The sequence below is a fragment of the Streptomyces sp. NBC_00154 genome, assembly GCF_026342835.1.
Classification (GTDB): Bacteria; Actinomycetota; Actinomycetes; order Streptomycetales; family Streptomycetaceae; genus Streptomyces.
Genome location: NZ_JAPEMI010000001.1, coordinates 5,317,944 through 5,334,300 on the forward strand (window position 1 = coordinate 5,317,944; position 16,357 = coordinate 5,334,300).

Here is a 16,357-nt window from a genome sequence, read left to right on the forward strand (position 1 = left end):
GAGACTGGACATGCGGCGTGTGGTGCGGGGCTTCTGGGGGCCCCGGGAGGAGTCGGTCGATTCGGTGGCCCGACGGTGGGAGTTCACGCTGGACCGGCTTGCCGAGAGCCTTCCGGCGGCCGGCTCGGGGGCAGGGTGGACCTGGCGGCAGATCCACTCGTCCGGGCCCGCCACCGACCTCGTGCCGGACAAGGAATCCCTCCTTGCCGCTCTGCACGCGGTCCGGGAGGCCGACGGCTGGTCGGCCCGTGTCGGGTTCGGGCTGCGGCTCGTCCTCGCGGGTCAGCCGGACTGGACGATCGAGGTCAGTGGAAACGGGGGCGGCACCTCGGAGTTCCTCCTCCAGTCGATGGTGATCGGCATCAAATCTCCGGACACCGCCGAGATCCCCGATGCGGATCTCCTCGGGGTCGTCGCCGAGGCGTGGGAGCCGGACTTCGGTGATGTGACCGACGACGACGTGCTCGACGCCCTTGAGGACGATGCCGGTTTCGCTGTCGGTGAGCCGTGCGTCGGCTGGGTGGGCTGTCTCTCCCCGTCACGTGCGGCCCTCCTGCCGGAGGCCATGACGGCCGCCGGAAGGGAACTGCGCAGCGGCGGTGTGCTTCTCGCCGTTGCGCCACGTGGTGACGTCGAAGGAGTCGTCCGGGCCAACCTGCAACTGCGTGATGCCGGTGCGCTGCAGCCTTTGCCCAGCCCGATGGACCGGGCCACGCTGTGACTGCCCGGGCCGGGGAGACATTCGAACTCGACCGGGCGGTCTCCGACATCGAGGCGCTGCTCGCCGGGCCCGTACCGGCGACCGGACCGACGGACAGCCAGGGGGACCCGGTCACGGGGGAGTGGATCGCCACCTCGGGCGAGGGTTTCCGGATTCTGCCGCTCTGGGAGAGCGGCAGCCTCGTCGGCGTGTACGCGCCCGAGTGGAATGACGCGGACGAAGCCGCCCGCGGGCATCTGGACGACCTCGTGGCGGAATTGGACCGTCGGTGGGGTGCTCACCGGAAGGTGGGCATGCGGGTGCCGATCTTCCGGAAGATCGCGGACGAGTCCATGCCGCCGCTCTTCCAGGCACTGTGCGACAAGGACTGCCTCGGCGATCTGTCGGTGTGGGGGCCGGTGGCCGCCGGCCCCGGCGCCGCGGACGTGTGGGTCGCGGCCTCCGTCAACCAGTGCGACGGCGACGCCCCGATGATCATCGTGGCCCTCGTCAGCGACCGCCCGATCGTCGAGCTGCAGGATTAGCAGCCGACCGCCTTCCGGCTCGGTCGGGAATGACAGGGTCCGGGCGTGTGTTCGTCGAAGGAGCGGAGGGTGCCTCCGTGCTGCTCTCGCACAACCGTGCCGGGGCAGCGGCACGATCCATCTGTACAACGGCCTGGAGAGAAGAAGAGTCATGCGCGTCGAGATCTGGAGCGACATCGCCTGCCCCTGGTGCTACATCGGCAAGGCCCGCTTCGAGAAGGGCCTGGCGGGGTTCGCCCATCGCGACCAGGTCGAGGTCGTGCACCGGTCCTTCGAGCTCGACCCGGGCCGCGCCAAGGGCGACACCGCCCAGGTGATCGACATGCTGGCGCAGAAGTACGGGCGTACCCGTGAGGAAGCCCGGTCCATGGAGGCGAACGTCGCGGCCAACGCGCACGCCGAAGGGCTCGGCTACCGGACCGAGGGACGCGACCACGGAAACACCTTCGACATCCACCGGCTGCTCCACCTCGCCAAGGCCCGTGGACGCCAGGACGAGCTGCTGACACTCGCCTACCGGGCGAACTTCGCCGAGGAGCGGTCCGTCTTCGACGCCGAGGTGCTGATCGAGCTCGCCCTCGAGGCCGGGCTCGACGGCGACGAGGCGCGGGCCGTGCTCGCCGACCCGGACGCGTACGCGGCCGAGGTGCGGGCCGACGAGCAGGAGGCGTCCGAGCTGGGCGCCAACGCCGTGCCGTTCTTCGTCCTCGACCGGCGGTACGGGATCTCCGGCGGCCAGCCCGCCGAGGTCTTCGCGCAGGCGCTGGAGCAGGCGTGGAAGGACCGTCCGCTGACCGCGATCGGCTCGGACGGGGCGGCCTGCGACGCCGACGGGGCCTGCGAGGTTCCGCAGTCCGGCAGTCAGGGCTGACCCTGCCCCGCCCCGCCCGGCCGCTCAACTGCATCGATAAGCATTGCTTGGGGGTACCCCTCAACTCTTCGTGATTGACGATGAGTTGAGGGGCATTCAGGCTGGACGCATGGAGATCTCCTCGCTCACCCAGGCCGTAGCCGCCGAGTTTGCGCCCAAGTCCACCTACCTCAACACCTCCAGCTGCGGGCTGCTACCCCGCCGGACCGTCGAGGCGGTGAAGACGCTCACCGACGAGAACGCCGCGGGCACCGGTGCGGGCGCCGGCAGCTTCGACGCCGTGGACGCCGCACGGACCCGGTTCGCCGGGCTCGTCGGTGTCGGTCCCGACCGGGTCGCCACCGGCAGCTCGGTCGCCGTCCATGTCGGTCTGATCGCGGCCTCGCTGGAGCCGGGCGCCGAAGTGCTGGTCCCCGAGGGAGAGTTCAGCTCGGTCGTCGGCCCCCTCGCGATCCGTGGGGATCTGCGGATGCGGTACGCCCCGTTGGACGCCTTGGCCGAGGCGGTGCGGCCCACGACCGCGCTGGTCGCCCTGTCCTCCGTACAGTCCGCCGACGGCCGGATCGCCGACCTCGACGCGGTTCGCGCGGCGGCTGCCGCGCACGGTGCCCGGGTCCTCCTCGACGCGACCCAGTCCGCGGGCTGGCTGCCGCTGGACGCCGGAGCCTACGACTACACGGTCACGGGCGGCTTCAAGTTCCTGCTCTGCCCACGCGGTACTTCGTTCCTCACCGTCACCGAAGAGGCGCAGGAGACCCTGGCGCCGTTGTACGCGAGCTGGGTGGCCGGCGAGGACCGCTGGAACAGCACGTACGGGCCCGTCGGCCGGCTCGCCGCCACCGCGCGCCGCTTCGACGAGGCGCCCGCCTTCCTCGCTTACCACGGCGCCGAGCGCTCCCTCGCGCTGCTGGCCGAGATCGGCATCGACACCGTGCACGCCCACAACACCGCGCTCGCCGCCCGGTTCCGTACCGGGCTGGCCGGGATCGGCCACGAGCCGGTGCCCGGCCGGTCCGCGGTCGTCGCCGTGCCGGGGCTGGGAAGCCGGGAGTCGGCTCTGGCCCGGGCCGGTATCGCGGTGTCGGTCCGGGCCGGAAATCTGCGGGCGGCCTTTCACCTCTACAACACGCAGGCCGATGTGGACCACGCGCTGGAGGTGCTCGCGGGCTGACCGGTCAGCTGCCTTCCGGGCAGTTCTCGGTCTCCCGGGAGAGGTTCTCCTCGACCTTGGCCAGCAGCCGGGCCAGCTCGGCGCGCTCCGTCGCGTCCAGCCCGGCGAGCGTGCGCTTCTCCAGATTCGTCCAGGCCCGCTCGACATCCAGGTGCAGCGCGCAGCTGTCCGCGCTGGCCTCGACCAGGACGGCCCGCCGGTCGTCCGGGTCGGGGCGGCGGCGGACATGACCGGCCTGTTCGAGCCGCTGGAGCATCTTGGTGACGGTCGACGGATCGAGGTCGGCGGCCTTGATCAGCTCCGACTGGCGCGCCGCGCCCGCGTCCCACAGGTACATCATCAGGAACTCCTGGCCGGGGTAGAGCCCGGCGCACCTGAGCGCCTTGCCGGCGGCGATCCGGTGCAGCCGGGCGACCCGTGAGACGGCGTGGCTGACCGGGCCGCCGCGGGCGGCGCTGGGCAGCTCGGTACAGACGGGGTCGACGGGTTCGGCCTTCATGGGGACTCCTCGGGGTGATGCTCCGGCCTGCGGCCTGTCCGGCGGATCGGGCCCTGTCCGGGTCCGGCGCTCTCCACGAACTTTACCTTGGTCGGCCAATCAATGCGCTACAGTGGCGCAGGACGAAATACTTGGCCGACCATGTAAATTTCCTTAGGGGCTTTCATGACCACCGCATTCGACCCGATCGACCTGTCCGGCACCCAGCTCGCCAACCGCATCGCCATGGCCCCGATGACCCGCAGCCGTGCCGGTGACGGCGGTACCGCCACCGATCTCACCGTCGAGTACTACGCCCAGCGCGCCTCGGCCGGTCTCATCATCACCGAGGGCATCCAGCCGTCCGTCGTCGGACAGGGCTACCCCTTCACCCCGGGTCTGCACAGCGCGAAGCAGGTCGCGTCCTGGCGCAAGGTCACCGACGCGGTGCACGCCGCGGGTGGCCGGATCTTCGCCCAGATCATGCACGCGGGCCGCATCGGCCACCCGGTCCTGCTGCCGGACGGACTGACCCCGGTCAGCGCCTCCCCGGTCAAGGCCGACGGCCAGGTCTACACCCACGTGGGACCGAAGGACTTCATCGAGCCGCGTGAGCTGACCGACGCCGAGATCCGGCAGACCGTGGCCGACTTCGCCTCCGCCGCCCGCAACGCCGTCGACGCGGGCTTCGACGGGGTCGAGCTGCACGGTGCCAACGGCTACCTCATCCACCAGTTCCTCGCCCCCAACACCAACCTGCGCACCGACGAGTGGGGCGGTTCCGACGAAGCCCGCATCCGGTTCGCCGTCGAGGTGGTCAAGGCCGTCGCCGCCGAGATCGGCGCGGAGCGCACCGGGCTGCGCATCTCGCCCGGAAACGCGTACAACGACATCGACGAGCCCGCACCGGACGCCGTCTACACCGCGCTGGTACAGGAGATCGAGCCGCTCGGCCTCGCCTATCTGCACGTTCTGGAGGCGAAGGAGATCCGCGAGCTGACCCTCGCGCTGCGCAAGCAGTTCTCCGGAACCTTCGTCATCAATGTGCTGACGGACGGGCCGACCGGACCGGACGACCACTCGGTGATCGACGACGGGATCGCCGACATCATCTCGTACGGTGCGCTGTTCATCGCCAACCCGGACCTGCCCGCCCGGCTGAAGGCCGGCGGCCCGTTCAACAGCCCGGACCCGTCCACCTTCTTCGGCGGGGACGCCAAGGGGTACGTCGACTACCCGGCGCTGGGAGCCTGAAGGCCTACGCCGAATCCCGGCGCACCAGTTCGGTGGGGAGGATCACCGCAGCCGGCTCCTCCCCGCCGATCCGGGCCAGCAGTACCCGTACCATCTCGGCGCTGATCCGGTCCCACGGCTGCCGGATCGTGGTGAGCTCGGGCCGGGACGCGAGCGCCGCGGGCGAGTCGTCGAAGCCGCCGACCGCGACATCCTCCGGCACCCGCCGCCCGCCCTTCTCCAGTGCGGCGAGCACGCCCTGGGCCATCAGGTCGGAGGCGACGAACACCGCGTCGAGGTCCGGGGCCCGCTCCAGCAGAAGTGCGGCGGCCGCCTCGCCGCTCGCCCGGCTGTAGTCGCCCGGGACGATCAGCGCGTCGTCGGCGGGCAGCCCGCACTCGGCGAGCATCTCGCGGTAGCCCGCCAGCCGTTCGACGCCGCCGGGGGTGTCCAGCGGGCCGCTGACCGTACCGATCCGGCGGCGTCCCGACTCGTACAGATAACGCACCATGTCCCGGGCGCCGTCCCGGTCGTCGGCCGCCACATAGCTGACCTTCGAGCCCTGCCCGAGCGGCTTGCCGCAGGCGACGAGCGGGACCCCGGCCTCGTGCAGCCGGGCGGCGACCGGGTCGCCGGAGTGGCTGGAGACCAGCAGCACTCCGTCCACATGACCGGCGATGTAGCGCATGTTCCGGCGGCGTTCCGCCTCGGTTCCCGCGATCATCAGCAGCAGCGGGATGTCGTGCGCGGCCAGCGCGGCGGTGCAGCCCCGCAGCAGCACATTGAAGTTCGGGTCCTCGAAGAACCGCTCCTGCGGCTCGGTGAGCAGGAACGCCACCGAGTCGGAGCGGCCGGTGATCAGCGATCTGGCGTGGCGGTTCACCGTGTAGCCGGTCTTGCGGATCGCGGAGTTGACCGCATCGAGCGCGGCCGGGCTGACGTTGTGCCCGCCGTTGAGTACCCGCGAGACCGTGCCGCGCGAGACTCCGGCCTCCCGTGCCACGTCGTGGATGGTCGGCGGCCTGCGGCGTCCCGTGCCGGACTGTCCGTGCCGTCCGGGCTGTCCGGGCTGTTCTGTGCGGCTCATGGTGCATGATCTTTCATCAATGGAAGTCCTGGCGGGGACCGGTCAGGACTTTACGGCGCCGGAGAGCAGGTCGAGGCTCCAGAAGCGCTGGATGACGAGGAACAGCGCGATCAGCGGGACGATTGCCAGCAGCGCCCCCGTAATCACCAGGGTATAGAGGGCCGGGGTGGTGGAGCCCTGCTGGAGCAGGGTGTAGAGGCCCAGGGTGACCGGGAACTTCTCGTCGTCACCGAGCATGATGTACGGGAGCAGGAAGTTGTTCCAGATCGCGACGAACTGGAACAGGAAGACGGTCACCAGACCCGGCAGCATCATCGGCAGGGCGATGGTGCGGAAGATCCGCCACTCGCTGCCGCCGTCCATCCGTCCCGCCTCGATCACATCGCCCGGTACGGCGGAGGCCGCGTAGATCCGGGCGAGATACACCCCGTACGGGGAGAGGATCACCGGCAGCAGGACCGAGAGGTAGGAGTCCGTCAGATCGGCCTCGGCCAGCAGCAGGTACTGCGGTACGGCGAGGATGACCGGCGGCATCAGCACGCCGGCCAGCAGGATGTTGAAGATGCTCTCCTGCCCGCGGAACCGGTACACGGCCAGGGCGTACCCCGATACCGCAGAGACGGCTGTGGACAGCAGGGCGCCGGCTCCGGCGTAGAACGCCGAGTTGGCCATCCACTTCCAGTACACGCCCTCGCGGTACGCCGACAGATCGGAGACGTTCTGGCGGAAGCCGGTGCCCGGCAGGAAGGTGAAGGTGGAGAACAGCTCGCTGCCGGACTTGGTCGAGGCGACCAGTACCCAGGCGACAGGCAGCAGACAGTAGAGCGCGCCGAGGAGCAGTGCGGCGGTCGGCGCGAGCGCGAAGCGGCGCGAATCCGCGGGGGTGGATGCGAGGCGCGGCGTACTCATCGGGAACCTCCCTTCTTGGTACGGGAGTTGGCCGCCCTGAGGAAGCCGAAGGACAGGACCAGGGTGGCGACGGCGATGATGACCGCCTGAGCGGCCGCCGCGTAGATGTCGTTGTTGACGAAGGCGTCCTGGTAGACCTTCATCAGCGGACTCCAGGTGGTGGAGAGGGAGTTGGTGAGCGGCTTCAGCGTCGTCGGCTCGCTGAACACCTGGAGCGTCGCGATGATCGAGAAGAAGAACGTCAGGACCAGCGACGGCGCCACCATCGGGATCTTGATCCGGAGCGCGATCTGCAACTGCGAGCAGCCGTCGATCCGTGCCGCCTCGAACACCTCGGCCGGGATCGCCCGCAGCGAGGTGTAGATCACGATCATGTTGAAGCCGGTGCCGCCCCAGACCGCGATGTTGGCGAGGGCGAGATACAGCGGCCCGCCGTCGAGCAGGTCGGGCTGCGGCAGCCCGGCTTTGTCGAGGAGGTAGTAGAAGGGGCTGACGTCCGGGAGATAGAGGAAGCCCCACATGAGTGCGGCGACGACACCCGGGATCGCGTACGGCAGGAAGATCGCGAGCCGGGAGAAGCCCCGCAGCCGGAGCCGGTCGGTGTCCAGGAGCAGGGCGAACAGCAGGGCGAGACCGAGCATCACGGGGACGACGATCGCGCCGTAGCCGAGGATGCGCAGCGCGCCGTGCAGCAGTTCCGAGTCGGAGAGCGCACCGGTGTAGTTGGCGAAGCCGGCCCAGATCTCCTCGCGGGCACCCTTGCCCAGACCGAGCCCCTTGACCTCGGTCCTGCGGAAGCTGAGGTAGAGCGCGTACCCGATGGGAAGGGCGAAGAAGAGCAGGAAGAGCACGGTGGCGGGGGCCAGGAAGGCGTACGGGGCGCTCTTGAACCCGTACGCACTCCTGCGGCGTGCGCGTGTCACTCGGAGACCCCGAAGCCCTGCTTCTTGAGGTCGGCGACGGTGGCGTCCTGCATCGCGGTCAGGGCGGGTCCGAAGTCCGACCTGCTCTTGGCGGCCTCGGCGAAGTTGTCCTTGAAGGCGGTGTACGCGACGTTCACGTTCGGGCCCCAGGCGGCGGGGGCGGTGCCCTTCGCGATCTCGGCGGCCTTCGTGTAGAAGTCGGGCTGGTTGGAGAAGTAGTCCGGGGCCTGGGCCAGCGCGCCGCCGGTCTGGGCGGCCGTGGCGGCGGGGTAGATGCCGCTCTCCTTGACCAGTGCGGCCAGCGCCTCGGAGTCCGTGTTCAGCCACTTCGCGAAGGTCGCGGCGGCGGCCTTGTTCTTGGAGTCGTTGGTGACGGCGGTGGAGGAGCCGCCCCAGCTGCCGGTGACGTTCTGGCCGGCCGTCCACTGGGGGAGCGGGGCCATGGCCCACTTGCCCTTGGTGTCGGGCGCCGCCGTGGTGAGGGTGCCGGGCGCCCAGACCGCGCTGACCCAGGCGATCTGCTTGCCGGTGTTGAGCGCCTTGTTCCAGGCCGGGGTGTACATCGGCTGGTTGTCGACGGCGCCCTCCTTGACCAGACCGCCCCAGAAATCGGCGACCTTCTGCGTGGCGGCGTCGTCGATGGCGACCTTCCACTTGTCGCCGCCGGTGGTCCACCACTTCGCCCCGGCCTGCTGGGCGAGGCCCGCGAAGAGACCGGAGTCGTTCGAGGAGAACGTGGTGAGATCCTTGCCCGGCGCCTTCTTCTTCAGCGTGCGGGCCGTCTCGGCGAACTCGTCCCAGGTGGTGGGCACGGACAGGCCGTACTGCTTGAACAGGTCCTGGCGGTAGTAGAACATCAGCGGGCCGGAGTCCTGCGGCACGGCGTACAGGGCGTCCGATCCGAGGGTCGTCTGCTGCCAGATGCCGTCGGCGAACTCACCCTTCGCGTCGCCCGCCTCCTTGGATATGTCGGCGAGCACGTCGTTGGAGACCAGGGTGGGGAGCGCCTGGTACTCCGCCTGCACCAGGTCGGGGGCCTTGTGGGCCTTGGCCGCCGTGATGATCTTGGTGACCAGGTCGTCGCCCGACGCCTGCTTCTTCACCGTGACCTTGATGCCGGTCTTCTTGCCCTCGCCCGCGTTCCAGATGTCCGCGACCTTGTCCAGGCCGGGCGCCCAGGCCCAGTAGGTGAGTGAGACGGGACCGGATGCGGCCGGGCCGTCCCCGCCGTCGTCGTCCGACGAGCCGCAGCCCGAGAGCAGGCCGGTGGCGGCGAGTGCAGCGGCCGTGGACACCGCGACGATGCGGTACTTCATGGAATTCTCCCCTGACGAGAAGCGAGGGTGCAGCGCCGAGATGCGCTGTGAGCGTTCACAGTAGAGAAACGAATCCGACACTTGTCAATGGTTGTTGCTGTGCGGTTATGTTGGATCTGCGCCACCGAGAATGTGTGTGCACGTTCCCAGAAGTTGTACCAAAGAGCCCAGGAGACCCCCATGCCGCACACCGCGCCCGAGCCTGCCCCGCACGGTCTGCGCCGGCTCGCCTTCGGCGGCGACTACAACCCCGAGCAGTGGCCGGAAGAGGTCTGGCACGAGGACGTGGCCCTGATGCGGGAAGCCGGCGTGACCATGGTCAGCGTCGGGATCTTCTCGTGGGCACTTCTCGAACCGGAGCCCGGCGGCTACGACTTCGGCTGGCTCGACCGGGTCCTCGATCTGCTGCACGGGGCAGGCATCCGGGTCGACCTCGGCACCCCCACCGTCGCCCCGCCCGCCTGGTTCTACCGCGCCCACCCCGAGGCCCTTCCGGTCAGCCGCGAGGGTGTCCGCTACGCCTTCGGTTCACGCGGCGCGATCTGCCACAGCAACCCCGCCTACCGGTCGGCCGCGGCGAACATCACCGAACAGCTCGCCCGCCGGTACGCAGACCATCCGGCGCTCGCGATGTGGCACGTCCACAACGAGTACGGCGTTCCGGTGAGTGCCTGCTACTGCGACAACTGCGCCGCCCACTTCCGCCGCTGGCTGGCCGGCCGCCACGACGGCGTCGACGCCGTCAACGAAGCCTGGGGCACCGCCTTCTGGGGCCAGCGCTACCGCAGCCTCGACGAGATCGACCCGCCCCGTGCCACTCCGACCGTCGCCAACCCGGCGCAGCGCCTGGACTACGCCCGCTTCGCCGACGCCACCATGCGCGAGAACTTCCGCAGCGAACGGGACATCCTGCACCGCCTCGCCCCCGGTATCCCGGTCACCACCAACTTCATGACCGCTCTCAGCCAGTGCGACTCCGTCGACTACTGGGCCTGGGGCCGCGAGACCGACCTCGTCACCAACGACCACTATCTGATCACCGACGGCCGCCGCACCCATGTCAACCTCGCGATGGCCGCCGACCTCACCCGATCCGTCGCGGGCGGCGCACCCTGGCTGCTCCTGGAGCACTCCACCAGCGGCGTCAACTGGCAGCCCCGCAACCCCGCCAAGCGCCCGGGCGAGATGGCCCGCAACAGCCTCGCCCATGTCGCGCGGGGCTCCGACGGGGCCATGTTCTTCCAGTGGCGGCAGTCTCGCAACGGAGCGGAGAAGTTCCACTCGGCGATGGTGCCGCACGCCGGTACGGACTCCCGGGTGTGGCGGGAGGTCTCCGGGCTCGGCGCCGACCTCGGCCTGCTGAGCGGCATCCGCGGGACCCGAACCGTCGCGGACGCGGCCATGCTCTGGGACTGGCAGTCCTGGTGGGCGCAGAAGCTGGAGTGGCGACCGAGCGAGGACCACGACGCCCGCGAGCGCGCCGACACCTTCTACGCCTCGATGTACGACCGTCACCTCACCGTCGACTTCGCCCACCCGGACGCCGATCTTTCCGGGTACCCGCTGGTCGTCGTCCCGGCCCTCTACCTCGCCACCGAGGAGACCGGCCGGAACCTCCGGAGCTACGTCGAGAACGGCGGCACGCTCGTCGTCTCGTACTTCTCCGGCATCGTCGACACCCATGACGCCGTGCACCCGGGGCCGTACCCGGGCGCCCTGCGGGACGTACTCGGGCTGACGATCGAGGAGTTCTCACCGCTCGGCGAGGGCGGGACGGTCCGCCTGATCACGCCCGAAGGCGCCTCCGAAGGCCCGGAGCTGACCGGAGACCTGTGGTCGGACGTGGTGGTCCCGCGCGGCGCCGAGACCGTCTGGTCGTACGCCGACGGCATTCCCGCGGGCCGCCCCGCCGTCACCCGGCACCGCCTGGGCAGGGGCACCGCCTGGTACATCTCCACCCGGCTGTCCGGACCCGACCTCGACGCCGTCCTCGACCGAGCCTGTGACGACGCGCGGATCGCGCCGCGCACCGGTCTCCCGCACGACGTCGAGGTCGTACGCCGCACCGGTGACGGCGGCACGTACCTCTTCGCGATCAACCACACCGGGGACGACGCGACGGTGCCGCTCGACGGCCCCGGCACCGAGCTCCTCACCGGCGAGCACACCGTGGGCCATCTCGCCGTTCCGGCGGGCGCGGTCCGGGTCGTACACCTAGACGGCTGAGTCGCCCCATCCCCGCAATTCCCGCGCAACGGTCGAAGGGACAACGACGATGTGCGGAAACGGCCGCGGTCTCGGCGCCGTGTACCGGGAGCCCGCCAGGACCGCCGTCGGCGGCAGCGGATGGCACCCGGCAGATCCGGCGTTCGGCAACGCGTGGGAGAACCAGGCGCTGTTCGACCACAACGCGACGCTGCTCCCGGCAGCGAGCCGGTTCTCCCACCGGTGGGCCCCAGGGAGTCCGCCTAGGCGGCATCGAGCGGCGCGCTGCGCCACTTCCACGAGGTGACGCGCTCCCGCCCGGGCAGCTCGGCGCGGCCGGTGGACCAGAGCAGGACGGTCCACCGGTCGGCGTCGTCCGGGGAGTCCGGGAAAAGCCGGGCCAGCGCGCGGTCGCACAGATCGGCGGGCGGCGCCCAGGAGATGTCCAGGCCCTGGACGACATCGTGCGTATGGACCAGGGTCTCCACGATTCCCATGGCCGCGAAGCCCTCCGGGTCGGACACCCCGTACGAGTGGTAGGAGCGGACCTCTGACGCGGTCGTCCGTACCATCGCCGTCAGCAGGGCGCCGCTCGCCTCCAGGGTCTGGAGCAGGCCGACCGGCCCCGCATCGGGGTTCGCGAAGATCGAATTCGCCGGGCCGCCCTTGCGGTCGGCTCCCCAGCGGTACGGGACCTCGCGGTCCAGCGGCGGCTTTTTCGGGCCCAACTGGGCGGCGTACGCGAAGAGATCGTCGTTCAGATGTTCCACGGTCTCCCAGGAGTCCCACTCCAGCGACCCGGCGGGTGCCCGCCAGTGGTCCTCCGGAACCTCACGGAGGGCGGCGAGCGCGAGATGGACCGCGGTGGTCACATCGTCCGCGGTGACCGGCAGCCGGGTCGCGGTCAGCGTGGCCCGCTCGACGGCGCTGCACTCCACACAGAACTCATTGCCCTCGGGGTCGGCGAGCGTCGCCCAGCCCCGGCCGTCGGACCTGCGGTGGTCGCCGACGAGCGTGGCGCCGAGGGCGAGCAGCCGTTCGACCTCCTCGTCCCGGGTGCGGTCCTGCGGCTGGATGTCCAGGTGGACTCGGTTCTTGACGCTCTTGGGCTCGGGCACCGAAACGAACAGCAGCGCGGCGCCGGGGGTCTCGACGAGCGCCTCGGGGTCACCGGGCCTGTCGTCGTCGGACAGCCGGGCACCGAGCACCTCGGCCCAGAAACTGCCGAGCTTGTAGGCGTCGGCGCAGTCGATGGTCATGTGACGTACGAGTGAGGTCATGGGACCAACTGTCGCCGTTGCCGGCCGCCGGGGTCCACCAACTTTCGACAGGGGCCGGCACGACGAACGTCGTCCCGGCCCCTGTCACTTCGCGGCGCGGCCCGTCAGCGCCTCACCTCACCGGCGAGAAATCGCGCGCCCCGATGAACTCCGGGCGCCGCACCGGCGCCGCGAACGGTTCCTCGGCCGTGTTCTCCACGCTGTTGAAGACGATGAAGACATTGCTGCGCGGGTACGGGGTGATGTTGTCCCCCGAGCCGTGCATGCAGTTGCAGTCGAACCAGGTCGCCGAACCGGCCCGGCCCGTGAAGAGCTTGATGCCGTGCCGGTCGGCCATCTTGGTCAGCGCCTCGTCGGACGGGGTGCCGGCGTCCTGCATCTTCAGCGACTGCTTGTAGTTGTCCTTCGGCGTCTCGCCCGCACATCCGAGGAACGACTTGTGCGAACCGGGCATGATCATCAGCCCGCCGTTGGTGTCGTGGTTCTCGGTCAGTGCGATCGACACGGAGACGGCCCGCATGTGCGGAAGACCGTCCTCGGCGTGCCAGGTCTCGAAGTCCGAGTGCCAGTAGAACCCCGAAGCGCCGAAGCCCGGCTTGACGTTGATGCGCGACTGGTGGACGTACACATCCGAACCGAGGATCTGACGGGCCCGGCCCACCACCCGCTCGTCGTTCACCAGCCGGGCGAAGACCTCGCTGATCCGGTGGACCTCGAAGACCGACCGTACGTCCTGCGACTTCGGCTCGATGATCGACCGCTCATCGGCCCGCACCGCAGGATCGGTGATCAGCCGGTTCAGTTCGGCGTGGTGGACGGCCACTTCGTCAGGCGTGATCAGCTCGTCGACGGTGAGGAAGCCGTCCCGCTCGAAACCCTGCAGATCCTTTACGGCGATGGGGCCCGGGGCGCCGGGCGCGGACCAGATGACCGGGTCCTGGCGGGGGATGGTCATCTCGGCCGTGCGCCGGGTGGGATACAGGTCGGCGCGTAGATCGGTGGTCATGGTTCAGCCCTCCTCGGTCAGTACCGGGTAGACACCGTTCTCGTCGTGCTCCTCCCGTCCCGTGACGGGAGGGTTGAAGACGCAGACGCAGCGGAAGTCGGTCTTGGGGCGCATGGTGTGGCGCTCATGGCCGTCCAGCAGGTACATCGTGCCGGGGGTGATCCAGTGCGTCTCGCCGGTCTCGTCGTCGGTGAGCTCGGCCTCGCCCTCGACACACAGGACGGCCTCGATGTGGTTCGCGTACCACATCGACGTCTCGGTACCTGCGTACATCGTGGTCTCGTGGAGTGAGAAGCCCACCTTCTCCCGGGCGAGCACGATGCGCTTGCTCTCCCAGGTGCCGGAAGCGGCTTTCACATGCCGGTCGGTGTTCTCGATGTCGCTGAACGATCTGACGATCACGGTGAGTCGGAGCCTTTCTCTCTGCAGCGGTACTTCTGTGCGGGCCTGCCCGGGGTGGGCCCGGCCAGGCGGTCGGGATGTCGCGCGACCCGCGGGCCGGGCGGTCAGACGGTGTCGCGGACCGCGCGGGCCAGCGTGCGCAGGCCCTCGTCCAGCTCTTCGGGGGTGATGGTCAGTGGCGGCAGCAGCTTCACGACCTCGCTGCGCGGGCCGGAGGTCTCCACCAGCAGCCCGAGCTCGAATGCGCGCGCACAGACCGCGGCGGCGCGCGAGACATCGGTGAACTCGAGTGCCTGGACCAGGCCGCGGCCGCGGAACTGCGCGCCGAGCCGGGTGTGTTCGTCGCAGATCTCGAGCAGCGCCTGCTCGACCTGCTCACCGCGGGCCAGCGTCTGCTTCTCCATCTGGCCGTCCGCCCAGTAGGCGTCGAGCGCGGCGGCGGCGGTGACGAAGGCCGGGTTGTTGCCGCGGAAGGTGCCGTTGTGCTCGCCCGGGCCCCAGATGTCCAGCTCCGGGTTGAACAGGCAGAGCGACATGGGCAGTCCGTAGCCGCTGATGGACTTCGACAGGGTGACGATGTCCGGGGTGATGCCGGCCTCCTCGAACGAGAAGAACGCACCGGTGCGGCCGCAGCCCATCTGGATGTCGTCGACGATCAGGAGCATGTCGCGGCGGCGGCAGAGATCGGCCAGCGCCCGCAGCCACTCGGGCCGCGCCACATTGATGCCGCCCTCGCCTTGCACCGTCTCGACGATCACCGCCGCGGGCTGGTTGAGACCCGAGCCCTGGTCCTCGAGAAGCCGCTCGAACCAGAGGAAGTCCGGGACCCGGCCGTCGAGGTAGTTGTCGAACGGCATCGGCGTGCCGTGCACCAGCGGGATGCCGGCCCCGGCCCGCTTGAAGGCGTTTCCGGTGACGGCGAGCGAGCCGAGCGACATGCCGTGGAAGGCGTTGGTGAACGAGACGATCGACTCGCGCCCCTTCACCTTGCGGGCCAGCTTCAGCGCGGCCTCGACCGCGTTGGTGCCGGTCGGGCCGGGGAACATCACCTTGTACGGCAGGTCGCGCGGCCGCAGGACGACATTGTGGAAGGTCTCCAGGAAGGCGCGTTTCGCGGTGGTCGCCATGTCCAGGCCATGGGTGATGCCGTCGCGTTCGATGTAGTCGATCAGTGCGCGTTTCAGCACCGGGTTGTTGTGGCCGTAGTTGAGGGATCCTGCACCGGCGAAGAAGTCGAGGTACGAGTGGCCGTCCTCGTCGGTCAGCCGGGCGCCCTGCGCACGGTCGAACACGGCGGGCCAACTGCGGCAGTAGCTCCGGACCTCCGACTCCAGGGTCTCGAAGACGCTCAGGGCGGGCGGGGTGATGGTCACAGGGGATCTCCTGCTTGTGGGGGTGTGACGGGCGGCGGTGGAACGGGCGCTTCGGTCGACGCCGGGCCGGGGGGTGTCACCCGGGCTGCGCCTCAGACGTGGAACGGACCGATGCGGTAGAGCACTTCCGGAAGATGCGTCCCCTCGGGGAACAACCCGCCGTCGAAGAGCACTTCGCGCTCCACGGCCGCGTCATGGCGGAGCGCATAGGAGGTGAACAGCCGGTCGGAAGCGGTGTTGTCCGGGGTGATGGTCGTCTCGACCCGGGCCAGGCCCTGTTCCGCGGCGACCCGCGCGGTCAGCGAGTCCAGCAGCTCGGCGGCCAGTCCGATGCCGCGATGGCCGTGGTCGACGGCCACCTGCCAGACGACGAGCGTCTCGGGGCGGTCGGGTCGGATGTATCCCGTCACGAAGGCGACCGGCTCGCCGGTCGCGTCGCGGGCGACCACGGAGGTCGCCGCGAAGTCACGGCACCACAGCAGGTAGCTGTACGAGGAATTGAGGTCCAGGACCTCGGAGTCGCGGGCGATGCGCCAGATGGCGGCCCCGTCCTCCACTCGTGGGGTGTCGATGGTGATGAATTCGCTTCGGGCACGTGCAAAATCTGCTGGTGCGGCGGTCATGCGAATGGAATTTACCCAGCAAATTTTGAAATTGCATCGACGAAAGGGGTTGGGTCAAGGAAGCGGCTGTGTTATCACGCGGGCGCGCACCCCGGCGCGAAACCGGTTCGATTTCTTCCGTTTTGGGCCTTATTGATGCCGCAAAACGGCCACGTTGTGGAGTCGGTCACAGAGCTGTAACTCCCCGGAGAAGCAACCGAATTGTGCCGATCGGCGTTGTTGAAACATTGGCGTT

The 16,357-nt window shown here is 69.6% G+C and carries 16 protein-coding genes and 1 pseudogene; 7 read left to right on the forward strand and 10 right to left on the reverse strand.

Annotation, left to right across the window (positions count from 1 at the left end):
- Positions 1–10 precede the first annotated feature (10 nt).
- From OHA03_RS23825 to OHA03_RS23840, 4 genes are all read left to right on the forward strand, one after another.
- Positions 11–721, forward strand: a complete 711-nt coding sequence (locus tag OHA03_RS23825) for a hypothetical protein (protein WP_267005824.1) — start codon at positions 11–13, stop codon at positions 719–721.
- The gene (locus tag OHA03_RS23830) at positions 718–1,245 is read left to right on the forward strand and encodes a hypothetical protein (protein WP_267005825.1); all 528 of its coding nucleotides are present in this window, start codon (positions 718–720) and stop codon (positions 1,243–1,245) included. The genes OHA03_RS23825 and OHA03_RS23830 overlap by 4 nt, the downstream gene beginning before the upstream one ends.
- A 151-nt stretch (positions 1,246–1,396) precedes the next feature.
- Complete coding sequence (locus OHA03_RS23835) at positions 1,397–2,116, forward strand: DsbA family oxidoreductase (protein ID WP_267005826.1); 720 nt, start codon at positions 1,397–1,399, stop codon at positions 2,114–2,116.
- Positions 2,117–2,225: 109 nt separating this feature from the next.
- Positions 2,226–3,287, forward strand: a complete 1,062-nt coding sequence (locus OHA03_RS23840) for an aminotransferase class V-fold PLP-dependent enzyme (protein WP_267005827.1) — start codon at positions 2,226–2,228, stop codon at positions 3,285–3,287.
- A gap of 4 nt (positions 3,288–3,291) precedes the next feature.
- Here the strand turns inward: OHA03_RS23840 and OHA03_RS23845 are convergent, their stop codons facing one another.
- The gene (locus OHA03_RS23845) at positions 3,292–3,786 is read right to left on the reverse strand and encodes a MarR family winged helix-turn-helix transcriptional regulator (RefSeq protein ID WP_267005828.1); all 495 of its coding nucleotides are present in this window, start codon (positions 3,784–3,786) and stop codon (positions 3,292–3,294) included.
- 165 nt (positions 3,787–3,951) lie between these two features.
- On the opposite strand from OHA03_RS23845, the gene OHA03_RS23850 reads away from it, so the two are divergent.
- Positions 3,952–5,019 (forward strand): alkene reductase, encoded by a 1,068-nt coding sequence (locus tag OHA03_RS23850; protein WP_267005829.1) that lies wholly within the window; start codon positions 3,952–3,954, stop codon positions 5,017–5,019.
- Between the two features lie 4 nt (positions 5,020–5,023).
- Here OHA03_RS23850 and OHA03_RS23855 read toward each other — a convergent pair whose 3' ends face one another.
- The 4 genes from OHA03_RS23855 to OHA03_RS23870 are packed head-to-tail and all read right to left on the reverse strand — an operon-like array spanning position 5,024 to position 9,233.
- Complete coding sequence (locus tag OHA03_RS23855) at positions 5,024–6,085, reverse strand: LacI family DNA-binding transcriptional regulator (protein WP_267005830.1); 1,062 nt, start codon at positions 6,083–6,085, stop codon at positions 5,024–5,026.
- A 42-nt stretch (positions 6,086–6,127) separates the two neighbouring features.
- Positions 6,128–6,994, reverse strand: a complete 867-nt coding sequence (locus OHA03_RS23860) for a carbohydrate ABC transporter permease (RefSeq protein WP_267005831.1) — start codon at positions 6,992–6,994, stop codon at positions 6,128–6,130.
- Positions 6,991–7,917, reverse strand: a complete 927-nt coding sequence (locus tag OHA03_RS23865) for a carbohydrate ABC transporter permease (protein WP_267005832.1) — start codon at positions 7,915–7,917, stop codon at positions 6,991–6,993. Before OHA03_RS23865 ends, OHA03_RS23860 begins: the two co-directional genes overlap by 4 nt.
- Positions 7,914–9,233, reverse strand: a complete 1,320-nt coding sequence (locus OHA03_RS23870) for an ABC transporter substrate-binding protein (RefSeq protein WP_267005833.1) — start codon at positions 9,231–9,233, stop codon at positions 7,914–7,916. Before OHA03_RS23870 ends, OHA03_RS23865 begins: the two co-directional genes overlap by 4 nt.
- Before the next feature lie 180 nt (positions 9,234–9,413).
- Between OHA03_RS23870 and OHA03_RS23875 the strand changes: the two genes are divergently transcribed.
- Both OHA03_RS23875 and OHA03_RS23880 read left to right on the forward strand, forming a co-directional pair.
- Positions 9,414–11,459: a beta-galactosidase gene (locus OHA03_RS23875; protein WP_267005834.1), complete on the forward strand. Its 2,046-nt coding sequence runs from the start codon at positions 9,414–9,416 to the stop codon at positions 11,457–11,459.
- Positions 11,460–11,517: 58 nt separating this feature from the next.
- Positions 11,518–11,682, forward strand: a pseudogene (locus OHA03_RS23880) (arabinogalactan endo-1,4-beta-galactosidase); the annotation flags it as partial.
- A gap of 19 nt (positions 11,683–11,701) precedes the next feature.
- Here the strand turns inward: OHA03_RS23880 and OHA03_RS23885 are convergent.
- The 5 genes from OHA03_RS23885 to ectA form a co-directional block, all read right to left on the reverse strand.
- On the reverse strand, positions 11,702–12,718 hold the full coding sequence (locus tag OHA03_RS23885) for a VOC family protein (RefSeq protein WP_267005835.1): 1,017 nt from the start codon (positions 12,716–12,718) through the stop codon (positions 11,702–11,704).
- Positions 12,719–12,830: 112 nt separating this feature from the next.
- On the reverse strand, positions 12,831–13,724 hold the full coding sequence (gene thpD / locus OHA03_RS23890; RefSeq protein WP_267005836.1) for an ectoine hydroxylase: 894 nt from the start codon (positions 13,722–13,724) through the stop codon (positions 12,831–12,833).
- A 3-nt stretch (positions 13,725–13,727) separates the two neighbouring features.
- A complete protein-coding gene (locus OHA03_RS23895) occupies positions 13,728–14,126 on the reverse strand; it encodes an ectoine synthase (RefSeq protein WP_267005837.1) in 399 nt (132 codons plus the stop codon).
- Between the two features lie 104 nt (positions 14,127–14,230).
- On the reverse strand, positions 14,231–15,499 hold the full coding sequence (gene ectB / locus OHA03_RS23900) for a diaminobutyrate--2-oxoglutarate transaminase (RefSeq protein WP_267005838.1): 1,269 nt from the start codon (positions 15,497–15,499) through the stop codon (positions 14,231–14,233).
- Between the two features lie 92 nt (positions 15,500–15,591).
- On the reverse strand, positions 15,592–16,122 hold the full coding sequence (gene ectA, locus OHA03_RS23905; RefSeq protein ID WP_267005839.1) for a diaminobutyrate acetyltransferase: 531 nt from the start codon (positions 16,120–16,122) through the stop codon (positions 15,592–15,594).
- Positions 16,123–16,357: the final 235 nt, after the last annotated feature.